14 protein-coding genes are annotated in these 17,311 nt (G+C 49.8%); all 14 read right to left on the reverse strand.

The window, feature by feature from the left end; all coding sequences use genetic code 11:
* Positions 1-44: 44 nt before the first annotated feature.
* Complete coding sequence (locus tag ACZ51B_RS00900) at positions 45-536, reverse strand: hypothetical protein (RefSeq protein WP_464295348.1); 492 nt, start codon at positions 534-536, stop codon at positions 45-47.
* A 706-nt stretch (positions 537-1,242) separates the two neighbouring features.
* Positions 1,243-2,031 (reverse strand): RHS repeat domain-containing protein, encoded by a 789-nt coding sequence (locus ACZ51B_RS00905; RefSeq protein WP_464295349.1) that lies wholly within the window; start codon positions 2,029-2,031, stop codon positions 1,243-1,245.
* 1,077 nt (positions 2,032-3,108) lie between these two features.
* Positions 3,109-4,002: an RHS repeat-associated core domain-containing protein gene (locus tag ACZ51B_RS00910; protein WP_464295350.1), complete on the reverse strand. Its 894-nt coding sequence runs from the start codon at positions 4,000-4,002 to the stop codon at positions 3,109-3,111.
* 697 nt (positions 4,003-4,699) lie between these two features.
* The gene (locus tag ACZ51B_RS00915) at positions 4,700-5,464 is read right to left on the reverse strand and encodes an RHS repeat domain-containing protein (protein ID WP_464295351.1); all 765 of its coding nucleotides are present in this window, start codon (positions 5,462-5,464) and stop codon (positions 4,700-4,702) included.
* A complete protein-coding gene (locus ACZ51B_RS00920; protein ID WP_464295352.1) occupies positions 5,464-5,889 on the reverse strand; it encodes a hypothetical protein in 426 nt (141 codons plus the stop codon). Before ACZ51B_RS00920 ends, ACZ51B_RS00915 begins: the two co-directional genes overlap by 1 nt.
* An 11-nt stretch (positions 5,890-5,900) precedes the next feature.
* Positions 5,901-6,839: a hypothetical protein gene (locus ACZ51B_RS00925; RefSeq protein ID WP_464295353.1), complete on the reverse strand. Its 939-nt coding sequence runs from the start codon at positions 6,837-6,839 to the stop codon at positions 5,901-5,903.
* Positions 6,840-6,956: 117 nt separating this feature from the next.
* Positions 6,957-7,757 (reverse strand): RHS repeat domain-containing protein, encoded by an 801-nt coding sequence (locus ACZ51B_RS00930; protein ID WP_464295354.1) that lies wholly within the window; start codon positions 7,755-7,757, stop codon positions 6,957-6,959.
* Positions 7,757-8,038: a hypothetical protein gene (locus ACZ51B_RS00935; protein WP_464295355.1), complete on the reverse strand. Its 282-nt coding sequence runs from the start codon at positions 8,036-8,038 to the stop codon at positions 7,757-7,759. Before ACZ51B_RS00935 ends, ACZ51B_RS00930 begins: the two co-directional genes overlap by 1 nt.
* A 73-nt stretch (positions 8,039-8,111) precedes the next feature.
* Complete coding sequence (locus ACZ51B_RS00940) at positions 8,112-8,303, reverse strand: hypothetical protein (protein ID WP_464295356.1); 192 nt, start codon at positions 8,301-8,303, stop codon at positions 8,112-8,114.
* Positions 8,304-8,397: 94 nt separating this feature from the next.
* Complete coding sequence (locus tag ACZ51B_RS00945) at positions 8,398-9,168, reverse strand: RHS repeat domain-containing protein (protein ID WP_464295357.1); 771 nt, start codon at positions 9,166-9,168, stop codon at positions 8,398-8,400.
* Complete coding sequence (locus tag ACZ51B_RS00950) at positions 9,168-13,196, reverse strand: hypothetical protein (protein WP_464295358.1); 4,029 nt, start codon at positions 13,194-13,196, stop codon at positions 9,168-9,170. Before ACZ51B_RS00950 ends, ACZ51B_RS00945 begins: the two co-directional genes overlap by 1 nt.
* 1 nt (position 13,197) lies before the next feature.
* Complete coding sequence (locus ACZ51B_RS00955; protein WP_464295359.1) at positions 13,198-13,752, reverse strand: hypothetical protein; 555 nt, start codon at positions 13,750-13,752, stop codon at positions 13,198-13,200.
* 228 nt (positions 13,753-13,980) lie between these two features.
* Positions 13,981-14,280 carry an iron-sulfur cluster assembly scaffold protein gene (locus ACZ51B_RS00960; RefSeq protein WP_464295360.1) on the reverse strand — a complete coding sequence of 100 codons (300 nt, stop codon included), beginning with the start codon at positions 14,278-14,280 and terminating at the stop codon, positions 13,981-13,983.
* A 2-nt stretch (positions 14,281-14,282) separates the two neighbouring features.
* Positions 14,283-17,138: a glycosyltransferase gene (locus ACZ51B_RS00965; RefSeq protein WP_464295361.1), complete on the reverse strand. Its 2,856-nt coding sequence runs from the start codon at positions 17,136-17,138 to the stop codon at positions 14,283-14,285.
* Positions 17,139-17,311 lie beyond the last annotated feature (173 nt).

Below are 17,311 nucleotides of genomic sequence, written 5' to 3' on the forward strand. Positions count from 1 at the left end.
CTCTTGGAATCAGGGCCACTACCGACGAGATTGTCTGGCTTCGCTTATTCTTCCTCCGAGAGTTCTTCACTTAGTAGGTCGAACCCCAGGGATTTATTGATTGCCTCCACAAATTCGAAGTCACAGCCATTGCCTGCCTGTCTATAAAACTCGATAACCGCTTCGTGGGGCACAGTGCTGTTCCCGGCCTCAAATGAGTCCATCAGTCTCAGGCTCACCTTGAAGGCGATCTCACCCCAATAATCCAGCTCTATTTGACAAGCGTATACACTACAACACATCCATAGAGGCAGCCAATCTCTTGCCTCTTCAACATGCATGAATCCCAGGCAGTTATACGAACGAGCCAAATCATCCATTTCTATGGCAGGAATGTCTGAGGCCACCCTCAAGAAGAATCTTCTCTGGCAATCATGCACCTCCGTATCTCCCTCCGAAGGCCAGTCTGGAGGACTAATGGCGGAAGGAAGACCCTCCGGATAAAGAAGCTGGCCAATCACTTCCGACTTAACAAATTGAGATAATGTCATGGTCATGTACAATACTTCTTAATCATATCATTGCAATTATTTATAGAATTAGATGCACCATCTCGCTGCTCGATGTACTTAAAAGCGCAGCAGCCATCCACACTCTAAGATTAGCCAATTCCACTAAAACAGGAGGAGACAATAAATGAATACTTTGCAATATCACGGATTCATTGCAAGAAAGATTTTTTTGTTTTAGTCCATATAGTCAATAGCTTTAAATACCCTGTTATTCTTATCAACAAAGAAACAGACATAACAAACGTAGTAGTCGCCAAAATTCAATGGAGGCCTCGCGGTTGGTATCACGCCAATGACATACAACAACTTACGCGAAGCCTTCTCGGTACCAAGTCGAGAGTTCAACGCATCATAGATCTGTTCATCTAAGGTAAACCCTCTCGCACCTTCGACGCAGTCACCCACTGTGCATTTTATGGTTTCTTGCGGTTCACCCAATTGAAGTATAAGGTCCTCCACCGAAAGCCCCCTATTGGCAAGCATTACCACATCTCTTCGCATAGCGAATCGATCATTATCAATTGAGTGTAGATTTTCTGTTCCGCTCTTCCAGGCCGAAGAGTCAAAGGTCTTATCCTTAATTTGGTTTGGAGACCAATACATACTTCGCCACCGTGCACAGATTGCGAATACGCCCACAAAAACTATCAAAAGAGCGACTATTAAATATATTCGTCTCTGTGGCATTTCTTTACACAACACAAGGCGGAATAAGTGGTGGCTTTTTGGGTCCGCCAAACGCATCCGCACAGCCTCCATGGCACGTATTAAGCCCCAAACCTACTAACGCGCTGATCACTACGCCAGCACTACAGTAACTAAGTCGTTCGTTTGCGACTTTGTCGCTTACTGCCTGTATCGTGTTTTGTATTTTCTGCGAATTAATTCCGCAATTCCCGCCAAACTTGGTCTGAAGTAGACAACAAAACAGACAATGTCTATATTCATGGTAGGGATGCGGGGCAGTAAGCTGTCTTGTGAGGAATAGTCCTAACGGAACGGCGCAACTCGAACAGATACTAAACACGATGGATACCTCCCTTCTATGACGATAAAGACATTTGCCAGCCTCAGAAGCATCTCCATTTGGCCCTTCAGGCGGATTAAGCCCGGACGGATCTGCGTCTCTTACTGGCCGACCAGCCACATACCCGTAAGCGCTCTGCTTTGGCCACAGTGGATCTACATTAGTCCATGTCCCACTCTTGGCTGAGTAGTGTCTGGCCCTTACGTAGTTCTCGACGTACTTTGCGTTTGTCACTCGGTAGCCGAAGCTTCCTACCCAGGTGAACTGGACCTGGACCCAGTAACTCGTTCCAAGCGCTGAGCCATAGGGCGTGTATCTTTGGTCAACGGGGTTGCTGCTCGTGCGGACGACCGAGCCGAGGGCGTCGGTAAGGACGGCTTGAGTAAAGCCTTGGTAGGCCTGAGACTCAATCTGTCCGTTCACTGTATGGTGGGAGATTACGCGTTGTGCCATTTATGGAGTCACCGTTACTGTTGCTGAGTAAAAAGGTGAGATCGCAGCAATGCCTACCTCATCCATATAGTACGTTAAGTTTACGGTACCTGCGCTGCCAGGAATCACCGCGAGGGCAAAAGTTCTGGAAGCGTTGGGAACCACAACTCTTGGATTGAGCGTGTGCCCTGAGAGCGTCTAACCCTCGATGGGTACTAAATCAAGATCGCATTGCCTCTTGATCATTGTGGGCGAAAAACACCCCGATACTGGCGGTACGGCGGCGTCGGTCAACTTGTAAAGAGAAGCATCGATTGCCACGTTTTCTCAGAGGCGGGAGTTCAATAAACGAAAGCGGATTAAGCTTGTGAACCGAGCGGGTTCCGTCAATCTTGCTCGTTATAATTGTGAACCATGGCTGGCCGTACGGTGCGATGTCGGTGACGAGCATTTTCAATTGTCTCGAATTAACTGCTACTTGTGCGATTACACGACAATCTACTACTGATCGTATTTGTAATGAATACGAAGGCCTGGAATTGGATCGACTGTAGTTCGGTGTGAGCGCAAGATACTCTGAATTTCCGAGGTACACGAGAGGCAGTCCCCACTTGATGAGTGGCTTCATCCAAAGCTGCTTACCAGTAGCCAAACTTCTGGCGACCACTTGCACATCATTGGGGTTCCACCGCAAGTACCCTGCAGGTGACAGACGATACGGATTGTAGGTGTTGAGAGGAGCGTTTGGAATGAACAAGACAGCATTCCCTGCCAGAAGAAACGCGTGTGGATACCCACCTCCAACAGGACGTTCCCAGCGCACGCCCCCGTTAAAGTCATAGGCCACCATCTTAAAATCACTATTTCGGAACTGGACGATCGTGCGTGACTCGATATCGACGGCGTATTCACTCTTCGCAGGCCTACGACTATCCCCAATAATGTGATCTACTCGTCCGCTTTGAATGGATAGTTTCCTTTCCAACAAGCTAAAAGTGAATCCTGCAACTTTCCTGGGGCTAGTACCATGCGTAAGGTATAGAATCGGCTGCTGTAGTGGAACTGTCAGGTTAGGAGTGCTAATGAAAGCGAGAAATGTTACGAGCATTTGCGGCACCGAATTTTGTTTAGTTGGGCATAAGAACTGTCACTTGGCTTAATAAAATCATACTTCGGATAGACGTGTCCGTCGCGTGGAGGCCACACGTCTGGGAAAATTGGTACGGAAATCAGACCAGTCCTTTTCCAGGTGGGTCGTGCTTTTACCAACCCGTGATCAGCCAGACAAGACATAGTCAGGTTATTTTGTTGTCCCTTAACAGGGCCGCCAAGGGCACGCACTCCCTGTAGAACTCCTTGGAACTCTGACAGTAGGTCGTAGGCGGAAGCACCGGGGTTAGCTTCGCATTTCACGGAAAGCAATCTGAAGATAACGCTCTTGTTAACTCCCGATTTCGTCAATGAACCACTGCAAGAGTCAGGATCCTCGTCTTTGGCAATTTTTTGCTGGCCTAATGTGATCTGAAAGAGGCCAGTTGCTCCATCAGCAACTGTTGATGAATTGTAATTAGACTCGCCATATGCGATGCACATCATTAGTGTAGCTAGAGTTTTCGCTTCCTCTGGACTATAACCGCAATCACCGAATCGCTTGTAAAAATCCGCATAGATATTTTTGCCGGCTGTACGGTCCCAGCCAGGTCTTCCTTTTTTGGGACCTAAACCAGTGGGATCCACCAAATTCACTGGCCCACCAGCCACATACCCGTAAGCTCTCTGCGTTGGCCACAGTGGATCTACATTAGTCCATGCCCCACTCTTGGCTGAGTAGTGTCTGGCCCTTACATAGCTCTCGATGTACTTGGCGTTTGTCACGCGGTAGCCGAAGCTTCCCACCCAGGTGAAGAGGCTCTGGACCCAGATGCTTCCACCTAGGGGAGAGCCGTACGGGGTGTAGCGTAGGTTGGGATCGTTGGAGCTTGTCTTTACCACGGATCCTAATGCGTCGGTGAGGATGGCTTGAGTAAAGCCTTGGTAGGCCTGAGATTCAATCTGTCTGTTTAGTGTGTCAGGACAAGAACGCGCGGTGGTCTGAAAAGCAATTAGTCTATACTAGTCGCTTTTTCTGTCGCTGAGGAAGAGCGAAAGCTGAATCGCATTGTCTTTTCAACATCGCTTTTCATCCCTTCATGATTCATAGGTTCTATAGAATAAATTATCTGAATAACAACTTCATAGTCACCCAAGAAGAGCAGGCACTTCTCCTTTAATCTGTCTCTGCTGATAGAGACGATGTGCTGAATCTCTGGGAAAAACGTCGATAACAGACTATTTGATTCTTCAAGATCAAAATCACCATCACCTAACCACTTAGCAATGGTCTCTTGTCTATGCTTTATCCCGGATGACCGAAATTCATTTATTGACATATATAAGAGACATGAATGCTGCAAGAAGAGAAAGTCTTGCGATTTCATCCACTTATTTGAGATGGGTGGTTTGTCAGAAACCACAGCATTGTCCGAATATACATCGACTGTGAATGACTTGAAATGAAATCTCTTGAACGCGGACTTTGAATTCATACTTGTGAGTCCAATTCAGGTAACTTTTAGACTATACAGTCTATCATAGCATTTTGACGAACAGCTACGCACTCTCAATGATCCACTTAGAGTTATTCTGCAGGTCACGGTATAGCTAGAAGTCCAAGGCTGCATCCGCCTGTTTCAGGAGCTAATCCAATAGCGAGAGCCCATTTGCAAAATTCATAAGCTGCAACTCCTACACAAACAACCGCTTCTGTTTGCTGGATTTGACGTCGCCTCTCTTTGCATATTTCGTAATCCTCAGTGCAGATTTCATTAGCCGCATCAAACTCAGCAAGACACTCTGCGTTCTTAATGTTTGCTTCATGAAGAACTTCCTGTCTACATTCTTCTCTTGCCGGTCGAGGGAGTCTATCACATCGTCTAAGCTTTGACCCGATATTGTAGGCATTTGATACACATCGTCGTCGCCGGCTTGCAGCAGGTGCAATACACCTATCATACCTTCGTTCGCAAGGATCCAAGGGTCCAAGTCCGAAAGGATCTATGTAGAAGAAAGGACTAGAATATCCGTATTCGTATGGTCTCTCCTCAGGCCATAGTGGATCCACCGTAGTCCATGCCCCGCTCTTTGCTGAGTAGTGTCTGGCTCTTACGTAGCTTTCGATGTACTTTGCGTTTGTCACGCGGTAGCCGAAGCTTCCTACCCATGTGAAGAGGCTCTGGACCCAGGTGCTTCCACCTAGGGGAGAGCCGTAGGGGGTGTAGCGTAGGTTGGGATCGTTGGAGCTTGTTTTTACCACGGATCCTAATGCATCGGTGAGAATGGCTTGAGTAAAGCCTTGGTAGGCTTGAGACTCAATCTGTCCGTTCACTGTATGGTGGGAGATTACGCGTTGTGCCATTATGGAGTCACCATGACCGGTGCCGGGTACTGCGGCGTGAGAGTGACGATGCCGAGTTCACCCATCGAGTAGAGTACCGTAGTAAGACCAGGAATCGCAGGAATCACCTGCATTGCAAAGGTGCGAGATGCGCCAGGTGGAACGACTTCTCCTGGATTGAGCGTGTGCCCTGAGAGGCTCCAACCTACAATGCCAGATAGGATTGATAGGAAGCCTCTATCTGCCGTCCATGCGATACCTCCGGTGTTGGCGTAGGTGATGGTCCAAGTGTACGTCTTGCCCACCTGCATGGTGGTTGCGTACGTGGTAGTCACGAACGTTGCGCTCGAATCGTAGCGGGTTTGGAGATAGTCGCTGCCATCCCAGACAATGGTTGAGATACCGTTGTAAACCTGCTCTGCGTGCATCGAGAGCGCAATTGCCACCAAAGTTAAGCCTAGAGATTTAAAATCTTTGCAGAAGGAAAAATGTTGGTTAGTGTATCAATATCTTTAGGGCTAAGATTGTATACTAAGATTTCGAGAACTTCCTTACATACCTTTGCATCAGTGCAATCAATGTTTGTAATTTCATTAAAGTTCAAGATAGAAACACGGGCCTTCTCAAAAATACCTAAGAGTTCATCATCTAGAGTAAGTGAGGGCAGTATTAATTTATGAACACTGTCCATGCGCTGTAAAACCCAAGGAATTACCCCAGGATTGCCTGGAGTAAACTCACTAATATCAAGGGATTCTAGATGGTATGGATTAGATTCAATTTCAGGGTAGTAAAGTGGTGCAATCAATTCCCCGCCCACAGTTAATACATTGAGTTTAAATGACGTAACAGCGATTAAGTCTTCGATGGTCCATTTAAAATCATATATATACAGTTCATGCAAAGAATTTACAGCACATGCAGCTTCAATGATAGGTTTCGGATTTGAATCCTTATCTCCGTAAGCAAATATATAATTAGTCTTGACTCCAATAACTGAAGTGCACGTACTAGATAATGGGTAATAGAGAACAACGGTAGCAAATGACCCATCCCAAGTCCCTTTGAACTGGCATGTAGCATTATTTAGTGCAATGGTTAGATTGCTTTCTTTGAGCTCATCAATTGGTGCTATGCAATTAACAAATTCGATCATTTGCGTGCATCTTAAATGCAATAGGACGGCAGAAATGAAGTCCAACGAGCACGCTTTAAAGCTGCAATACTTGATTCTTGAAGTAGTAATAAATAACGGTTCAAGGAAGTGCACTGAAACATCTCCTATAAATTGAACTCCGGTTGGAGCAGGATCGAATGAAGAATCTTGCAATCCGTCAAAATTGCTAATCAATTCGATGTCTGCTCCATATGGTTCACGATTATCCCAATTGCTCATCGGAAACCTAAGTGTCTCGATTATGCTAGAAGCATAGGAGTTGAAAACTAGATAGAATTCTTCTTGCGTGACATACTTCATATGATAATTGGTCTCGTAATGAATAGAAAGGAGACTTCATGGTTTGATAATAGGATAGCAGTTGCTTCCTGGTTTATCGGGGCAACGGCAACACAGAACGCTCACTGTTGCCATCTTATTGCCGCACATGTAGGTCCAAGTCTGGTGGGTACCACCCAGGTTAGGCAAGCAACTGTTGGCAGGTGTTTGAAGTCCCTTTTTGGCAATCTTACACTTGCCAAATTTTGAGTGAAGTTTAGATACGCCTAAGTTTAGGGCAGTGTTAGAGCTTTGGATATGGTCTGGGCACTTGCACCTGCAATCGAAATCAAGAACTTCTAATTCTACATTACCTTGTCTAATTCTTGAAATTCCCGCAAGAACACAAGACTTAAAGTTCATTCGAATGTACTTGCACTTGTCAATGCAGTCGGCAATAGCTTTCGGGTTACATGGGTCGCCCACCTTTGTTTGACAACTCGCCAATCCAGAGAAATCAACCAAAGTGACAGGCCCCTGCGCAACATAGCCGTATGCTAACTCTTCAGGCCACAGTGGATCGATAGTCGTCCATGCCCCACTCTTGGCAGAGTAGTGTCTGGCTCTTACGTAGCTTTCGATGTACTTGGCGTTTGTCACGCGGTAGCCGAAGCTTCCCACCCAGGTGAAGAGGCTCTGGACCCAGTAGCCTGTACCAAGCGCTGAGCCGTACGGCGTGTACCTAAGGTCCACAGGGTTGCTGCTCGTGCGGACGACCGAGCCGAGGGCGTCGGTAAGGACGGCTTGAGTAAAGCCTTGGTAGGCTTGAGACTCAATCTGTCCGTTCACTGTATGGTGTGAGATTACGCGTTGTGCCATTATGGAGTCACCGTTACTGTTGCCGAGTAGAAAGGTGAGATCGCGGCAATGCCTACCTCATCCATATAGTACGTTAAGTTTACGGTACCTGCGCTGCCAGGAATTACCGTAAGGGCAAAAGTTCTGGAAGCGTTGGGAACCACAACTTCTCCGGGGTTTAGGTTGAAGCCGCTGTAGCTCCAACCTGCAGCAATGATGTTTGCAAGGAATCCTCGCTCGGTTGTCCACGCGATTCCACCATTGTTTTGATAGGTGAAGGTGCAAACATAGCTGTGACCCACGCATGGTTGCAGTTTTCACAACCAACAAAGAAGAGGCGAAGCTAGGGGTCTATACTGGTCAATTATCAAGAGGTCATATAGTATGATCTTTTTCCTCAGTTAGAGTAGATTTCGCACTCGTGCCGGTGTAGTGGGTTGATAGCCAACTTCCTAAAATAAACCAGGAAATTCCTAAGGAAACCCAATAAGGACCACTAATTTCACTGCGAATCACAAACCCCAGCACGAGTTCAACAACACTTATAGCAAGCCAAGAAATTGCCATCGGCTTACTGTTACCCCTCCAAAACCAAAATGCATTAGAAAACGAACCAAAGCTGAGTAGGAAACAACTAACTCGTTCAACCTCTATACTTGGATTAAAGTTTACCATATTCACCAGCACAGCATTTATAGTCTACAGAATCACAACCCGTGGCGTTCCACTTAACGCACGAATCTCCGCTTGAATTCAAGCAACCGTATATCATAGCCGAGCCAATATTCAGGAATATTGAGCAGATGGTTGTGCATTGAATCAGCCCACCTTTGGGAAACTTCTTACAGTAGCCAAGACATGCCGCTATGCTGGATGCTATCCCGCCAACGGGCACCCAGTGCATGTCAAATCGGGAAATGAACAGCGATCCATTTTCTTTAATGCAAATAACACCCGTAATATTACACAAAGACTCAATACTGAGCGAATAACAAACCTTATTAGTATAGTAACTATAAGAGTGAAGCCCAAAGTGAAACGTGTTCGAATGGCACCAAAGGCCCGACGGATCCGTCCATGAAGTTGGGTTCAGATCGGCATACCCGTAAGCTCTCTGCTTTGGCCACAGTGGATCTACATTAGTCCATGCCCCACTCTTGGCTGAGTAGTGTCTGGCCCTTACGTAGCTCTCGATGTACTTTGCGTTTGTCACGCGGTAGCCGTGACTACCTACCCAAGTGAAGAGGCTTTGGACCCATGTGCTTCCACCTAGGGGAGAGCCGTACGGGGTGTAGCGTAGGTTGGGATCGTTGGAGCTTGTTTTTACCACAGATCCTAATGCGTCGGTGAGGATCGCTTGAGTAAAGCCTTGGTAGGCTTGAGACTCAATCTGTCCGTTCACTGTATGGTGTGAGATTACGCGTTGTGCCATTATGGAGTCACCATGACCGGTGCAGGGTACTGCGGCGTGAGGGTGACGATGCCAAGTTCACCCATCGAGTAGAGTACCGTAGTAAGACCAGGAATCGCAGGGATTACCTGCATTGCAAAGGTGCGAGAAGCGCCAGGAGGAACCACTTCTCCTGGATTGAGCGTGTGACCTGAGAGGCTCCAACCTACGATGCCAGACAGAATTGACAGGAAGCCTCTATCTGCCGTCCAGGCGATGCCTCCGGTGTTGGCGTAGGTGATGGTCCAAGTGTACGTCTTGCCCACCTGCATGGTGGTGGCGTAAGTGGTGGTTACAAACGTGGCGCTCGAATCGTAGCGGGTTTGGAGGTAGTCGCTGCCATCCCAAACAATGGTTGAGATGCCATTGTAAACCTGCTCGGTGCGCTTCATGCCGTCGCCGTCGTAAAGATACGTGGCAACTAGGCCGTCGGGACGAACATATGTCTTCAGCCGGTTCTCCTTGTCGTAAGACATGGTGTAGCGGGCACTTGGCTCTTGGATCACCGTCTGGTTTCCATTTGAGTCGTAGGTGTAGCTTGTTAAAAGGCCACCGTAGATGGCTGTCACCACCCGGCTGGACGCATCGTACGTTGAGCTGGAAGCCATATTTGGCTCTGTTGAGCTCAGCGTGTTGTCGATGGCGTCGTACGCGTAGTCGTAGACATGCGCGTTGGTTCCTGTTGTCGAGTCCTTGATGAGCCGGTTCTTGGCATCGTAGCTGTATGTTGTTAGGGAACCAATGGCGTCGCTCACCACAGTCCTGTTCCCGACACCGTCATAGGTGTAGGTGAACCGGTTGATGGTGGAGTTGCTTGCGTCAAGATGGGTCTTGACTTTCACCTGCCCTACCGAGTCGTAGCTTGTAACCGACTTCATGCCGTTCACGTAGATCTGAGTGGTCAGGCGGTCATCGGAGTCGTAGGCGTGAGTTGTTAGAGTTCCGTTGATAGATTGGTGAGCAACCACACGTCCGTTGAGATCGTAGGTGAAGGTTCGCACGATTCCATCTGGCTCTACAAGCACCGTTCTCTGGTCTGCGAGGTCGTACACGTAGGACTGGACGAGAGCACCTGGGTCGGTCTTGCCGGTTGTCCTGCCAATGGCGTCGTAGGAGAAGGTCGTTACCCCACCCGAATCCGCCATCGTGGTCCGGTTACTGGTCGCGTCGTAGCCGAACGTTGTGCGCGTTCCATCTGCGTAAAGCGCTCCGGTCTGGCGGTAGGCGTTGTCGTAGCTGTAAGTGGTGACATCGCCATTTGCGAACTGCCTTGTTGCGGAGTTACCTACTGCATCGTAGGCAAAGGTCGTGGTAAACCCTCGGGGATCTGCTTGTGACCTCAGCTCGTTTCTAGACGTATAGGTGAAAGTGATAAACCCACCCTTGGCATCCTGAATGGCGGTTCGGCGACCGTTTGCGTCGTAGGTCGTCGTCGTCACAAATCCGAGCTGGTCTGTGTTCGCCTGACCTCGATTTAACGCGTCGTACGCCGACGTTACTCTGTTTCCGCGCGCATCCAGCACAACTGTTTGGTTTCCAACTGAGTCGTAGGAGTAGGTTGTGAGGTAGTTCAGCGCATCGACAGCCACTTGAAGCTGCCCTCTTGCATCGTAGATGCTTGTACTGCGATTTCCGAGGGCGTCGACTGAAGCGATCTGTTGTCCTTTTGCATCGAAGACACTGGTATAGACAAACCCGAGTGGTGAGGTGCTTGCAATTCGCTGGCCGACTGCATCAAACGTGGTTGTGGAAACCCTTCCCAGTGCGTCCGTGACACGAACCATTCGTCCGGCAAGATCGTAGCCGTACGTAGTGATGGCCCCGATGGCATTCAGAGAGGCTAGTCGCCTACCTGCAAGGTCATAGGATGACGTGGTGAGATAGCCGCGGGCATCTTGAACTGACAATTGCTGACCGGCAAGGTCGTATGCGTAGCTGGTGCGGTTACCGAGCGCATCGACGGAAGCTGCGGAGCGCGTGGAGTTGGCCGTGTACACGGTTGTCGTTCGGTTACCGAGGGCGTCTAGCACCTCTACTTTTTGACCGTCTAGGTTGTAAGTGTAAGTTGTAATGAAGCCCAGTGGATCGACATGCGCGATCATTTGGTTTGCCGCATCATAGACAACCGTCGATCGGAAGCCCAGAGGAGTCTGCATTGCAATGCGGCGGTCGAGCGCGTCGTAAACGTAGCTCGTCAGGAATCCAAGAGCATCCTGGCTGCCAATAACATCTCGCGCGTTATATACAGTGGTTGTGAGGTAGCCGCGCGCATTCTGTGTGGCTACCTGGCGTCCTGCAAAGTCGTAGATCGTTGTCGTTCGATAACCAAGTGGATCGACGGAGCAGGCATACTGCCCAGCTGCGTTGTAAATGACCGAGGAGACGTTTCCAAGAGGATCCATGCTGCCCACGGTGCGCCCCATGATGTCGTAAAAGTAAGTGGTGATGAACCCAAGAGCGTTCATCTCCGTTGTTCTGTTACCAAAACGGTCGTACGTATAACTCGTACGGTTTCCGAGTGGATCTACTACCGCCTGAAGTAAACACGTGTCGTAGATGTACCTGGTTGACTCACCGGCAGGGTTGGTCTGACCTATTAGATGGTCACCTGCATCGTACGCATAGGTCGAGGCCCTTCCGAGTGCGTCAATTTGCGTAGTCAGACGCCCAAGGATGTCATATTGCATCGTTACTACGGCACCGTCGGAACTCCGCTGGGAGGTCTTGTTCCCATAGATGTCGTAGACGTAGCTAGTAATTAGCCCACGCCCATCTTGCGAGGAAAGCATCTGCCCCCATGTATCGTAAGTAAACGTTTGACGACGCCCGAGTGGATCGACCTTTCCGACTAGGTTTCGCTTCGAGTCATACACTGAGGTCCATACCGAACCAAGTGCGTCCACTTGCGTAGTCAGATTTCCTGCCGAATCGTACTGGAAAGTCGTTCGGAAACCGAGTGGGTCGTCGGACGCGATCACTCTCGTGAAAGCATCATAGGTTTGGCTCATCACAGTTCCCGAAGGGACAACTTTCTTGGTCCGATTTCGAGAAGCATCATATTGATAGTAGATGCCATAACCAGCTGGGTTTTGTTCTGTGATGAGATTTCCAACACCATCGAAGAGATAAGTTGTTGGCGAACCGATTGGCGGGGTGAATACAGACTGCCCCGTCGCGTAGCTGTAAGTCCAGGAGGCGGCAGCGCCAGTCATCCCTGCTACCCGGCCTTGAGTGTCGTAACTGTAGGAGGTTCTATAACCTCGGGGGTCTTCAATGGCAGAAACCAGAGTCGTCGAAGCTACGTTTGTATAGGAATATTTTGTCTGGCAACCACTTGGTACGGAGAAGGTTGTGAGACACTGGTTTGCGTCGTATTGGAATGTCCAAATACGCCCAGACCAATCCGTGATCGCCGAAACAAGAGTGTAGAGGCCGCTTGTAGCGTACGCATAGGTCACGACACGCCCGGCTGGCTCGGTAATGGTCTTCAGTTGCTGTAGTTCACTGCCAGTTCCATACGTGTACGTGGTGCGATTGCCCGACGCGTCCTGCGCCGAAGTCATTTGAAAGATTCGGGCAGTTCCGCTTATTGTGTGATCGTCATATTTCACCACTGTCCCATTGAGCTGAGTCTCAATGAAAGCTCCCGATGCGTAAGTGAGGGTCGATCCTGAAAGAGGAGCGCTTGACGGTGAGTAAGTTAATGTTCCGCCAGATGAGCTTGTGAGCGAGTAAGTAAACGCCCTGAAATCTCCGTATAGAAGCGTGACAGGACCTGAACTTGTAGGGGACGTAATCTGAGCGCTGGTCGTGGCTGATCGTCCCAGACCGAAATACCCTTTAGCAGTACTCTTCGTGCTGTAGAAGAAACTGATTTGAAGCCCATATCCACGCGCTTTCAAACTAATTTCAGGGTCAATGCGCATCTCACCAGTATGTGGATCGGGCGTTGGACGGTAGGGATGATCGCTACCATCAAAGGAGCTATTGTGCTTTTGAATTTCACTCATGTTATTGCGTCACCACTGTAACGGTGAAGCCACCTGAAATATTCCCATTTCCAGCCGAGCTGGTAGTCATCGTTACTGTAAGAGGGAGCGTTATCTGTCCACCACCAGAACTGACCGGTACGCTTTGGTAGAAGCTTGATCCAATGAAGTACACAGCATTTGGACCGGAGGTCCCGTTATAGGCAACAGTCGTATTAGGCCCGAGAGATGCTTGAACGTTGGGAAGACCTTGTGCGGCATAGCCACTAGCTCCACCAGTGCCCTGGATTAGGAGCAGAACACAGTTTGGAGCGGCACCGGAACCCTTATAGGAAACTGAGTAAGTCACTACGTCTTGGATCTTATAGCTCGTCTTATTGCCTGAATCAATGAACGTGGGTGTGGGCGGGTATGTCTGCACAATCGTCCAGTCAGACGGGCTTTGTGAACCGCAAGAGCCGCAACCACCAGTGAAGGGGACAGGAATGAAGCCTAGTGGATTTGCTTCAGGCAAGCATGCAGACTGCCCTGGGACACAACCAGTATCAGAACAAACTGTCGTTTCGCATTTTGACATAGGGTTACCTTAGGCTAGTAGTTTACGGCTGAATGGAGCGATAAACGCGTCAATTGAGCATTACTTTTACGTCAATCTGCCAGGTAAAGATCAATTCAATACTTCAATGCAAGTATTAACGGAAATCTTGCACTTTTAGTAATCTCGCATGAATTCATGCTTACTAGGTCTTTAGGGAATGGCGAGTGTTACGAAGTCCATTCATAGCTATGAGCAAGTCCGATCCGGCTAACACTTCGCTAACGCGTCCTTCATTGCGTTCACTGCGATATCCGCATAGTGTCCTTTTCCTTCCGGGAGACCTCCTAGCAGGATCAGCAGATCGCTGCCATCCATTCTGAGGCCTTGCTCTATGGGGCGGTTCTTCATGAAGGCGATTACTCCGCAGCAGGCGGTGTGCGCTGAGGGGCATCCGTTTGTTTCGAATGTGCCTTCTAGCACCCTGCCATCTTCCACAACAAATGTAAGAACGGCGTAGGGTCCACCTCCTGGTGAACCTGATTGCCCGACTACTGTTACCTTCTCCATCCTTATGCCTCCGAGAGCACCCGGCCCAGGTTCTCTAACTGGATCCTTGTATCTTCATGATTTGGGTTCAGCTTATGTGCTCGGTCCATCCAGTTGTAGGCCTCCTGGTAGTTTCCTCGTCTGGTAGCGCTCACCCCTAGGTAGAAGGCTGCCTCTGCAGAGCCCATGTCCTCTAGTACCAAGAGATGCCGAATAGCAACGGCTTCATTGCCATTTGCAAGATATGCACGGGCAAGAGCCATTCGTGGGCCCGGTGCTTGCGGGAATCGGCGAATGGCCTCTAGAAGGAACTGCTCGGCATCGCTCCAACTTCCAAGCTTCTCGGCATAACGAATGCCCAGATCAGCCCACTCTTCGGTCGGACCAGCTACTGCAAGGAACCGGTTCATTACCTCCTGGGCCGTTCGAAGATCTGAATACTCCAGCGCCGCCTTAAACAGTTCTTGTGCCGAGGGTACAAAGAGGGGGCCGTGTTCCATGGTCTTTTCCAGCCAGCTCTTTGCTGACGGATAGTCACCCAGCATCATGCAAACCATGCCAAGATTGAAGTACCTCTTGTGCGTCAGGATGCCGATATCGATCGAGGTGAAGTATCCGCCAGTATCCTCTTGGATCGACTCGTAATAGGTCCTCGCTTCTTCGTAACGCCCCATTTCTGTGAGTAGCAGTCCGGCTTGGAACCGAAGTTCCGCGTCATCTCCAACGGCGGCAAGTCCGGTTTCAAGTGCCTCCAGTGAGTCGTGGTGTCTCCCTAATAGACGGAGTGACACCGCCATTAGCGCGTAGGCCTTTCTCACATGAGACTCATCTGGCGCGGCAGCATCGATGCTCTTTTGAAGCCATTCCACTGCGGTCTCGTGCTCGTTCGTATAGTGGTCGGTCATGCCGAGGTTGAATAGCACAAATGGGTGATTGGGCCTGTCCTCAAGATCCAGCTTCAAGAGCTTGTAATCTCTGACTCGCTTATTGGCCTGACCTTCTACCGATGTGTCGTAGCCCGAGTGCATCACCACCGCATCTAACCTGGCAATCTGTCCGCCGATTGCCCTGAGCGAGGCCAAGATCTGCTCATGGATTCGCCCTTCAAACCCTATGCCAGGTTTGTTTCGGAACAGCTTGACATGGTCTACGCGTGTCCCAGCACCCGGTCCTTCTTCTACGAACTGAACGGGCACGACGAAGCCGATGACGTCCTCGGGAGCCTCGGTTGCGGCTCTTAGCAAGATTTCGCCTGAAGACATCGGGAGTGTATCGTCTGCGTCCATCCAGAAGATCCACCGACCCGTCGCATATTTCAGCGACTGGTTTCTCGCATCTGAGAAACTGTCGGTCCAAGGATAGACATGGACCTCAGCCCCAGCTTCCTTAGCGATTTCTACCGTCCTGTCTGTAGAGCCGGTGTCTACCAGGATTATTTGCTTAAAGTAAGGTTTCGCACTTTGTAAACACTCGCTCAAAACTCGCTCTTCGTTCTTGACAATCATGCATAGGGAGATGTCGGCGGCTCTGGCCTGGGCCTTCAACGTAAGAGCTAGCTTTTCAGGATGCCTATCCCAATTGAACACGATAGGTTGAGGTGAATAGCCCGCAAGATGGGAGGCAAAGCCCGATTCCACGTCGGCCTTCCATTTTTGGTCATACACCAGCTTGTTGCGATGGAACAGTCCGCCCGTGTCTTCACCGCTCCGGTTGAGTGAGCGCGAGCCGTGGTGATGGATGTAGCTTCGAGAAGCAATCACCAACCGGTGTCCCTCTCGGCGCATGCGATAGCTCAGGTCGTTGTCCTCAAACATCCCTCGCTTGAAACGTTCATCGAACCCACCAATCTCGTTCAGCACCGACTTTCGGACAGCCAGGCAGAAACCGACTAGCATATCGACATCTGCGTCTGAATTTGGTCTTTGGGCGAAGTCCTCCGCAAACAGATCGAGTGTGTCTATGGAAGTGTAAGTCGGCGAAATCAGCTGATGATGCCCTGCATTGTTAGTAAATGGCCCTGCTGCTGCGACTCCAGGAACCATCAGCGATTGAACGAGCCGGATAAGCGCGACTCGAGGAACAATCGTGTCGCTATTCAGGAAAATGACAACCTCGCCAGTGGACGCTGTAAGTCCAGCATTGCAAGTTCCAGCAAATCCTAAGTTGGTTTCGTTTCGAATCAGTTTCGCAAACCCAAATTGACCGACGACTTCGGGCGCGTCATCGGGCGATACGTCATCCACCACAAGAGTTTCGTGAAGAAGATCCTGGCACTTGGCAAGGCTTTCTAAGCATTGCGCGATATCCTCTGGGCCGCCATAAAGGGGGATCACTACCGACACAGAGGGCCAACCGTCGGGTCTCGGATCAACGTGTGACGGTGACGATGTCGCGAGCCCCTTGAGGACAGAAGCAGGCGTGATCCTCTCCGCGAATCCGTATGCAAAAGGATGCGTAGGATGCAACTCCCGCATGAGCTTGTCATTGTCCCAACCCAACCACACGCGCTCGTACCAGCCTTCTGTTACTTCGGATTTGTGCCCCCAAGTGCTGATTTTCCTTACGATACGCTCACTGGGACCAACATAACTGAGGTGATGTAACACGCCGTGCTCTGGACTCAGAACCAGCAACCTTGGCCCCTCATATTCTCGAATGTGCAAGTGATGGCAAGCGCTCGTTTTGAGAAGGAGAATCGGGGCAAGCTCCTCTCTTGGACGGATGACATACTCCGCTGACTTCCAATATGTGTCCATGCGGACCCGCACCACGTCTGCAAGATCAGCCTCAGCGATCTTGATGAGGTTCTCAAGTAGTTTTGGCTCTACCACCTCATCGCCGTCTGGGATGAGCACATACTCGAATCCCCGCCTTCTCATGTCTTCTAGCGCAAACCGCCTATGCGAGGTCTCATCTATCCAATCTCCCAGGACCACCTCCGCACCTGCAGACTCGGCGGCGTGCACGCATCGCTCCCAATCTCCGGGTGAACTGTCCCAGGCAAGTCTGCTTATGTACGCAATGACAGGACCAGCAGATGAAAAGGATTTAA

It is taken from the genome of Fimbriimonas sp. LA-C6 (assembly GCF_055398105.1).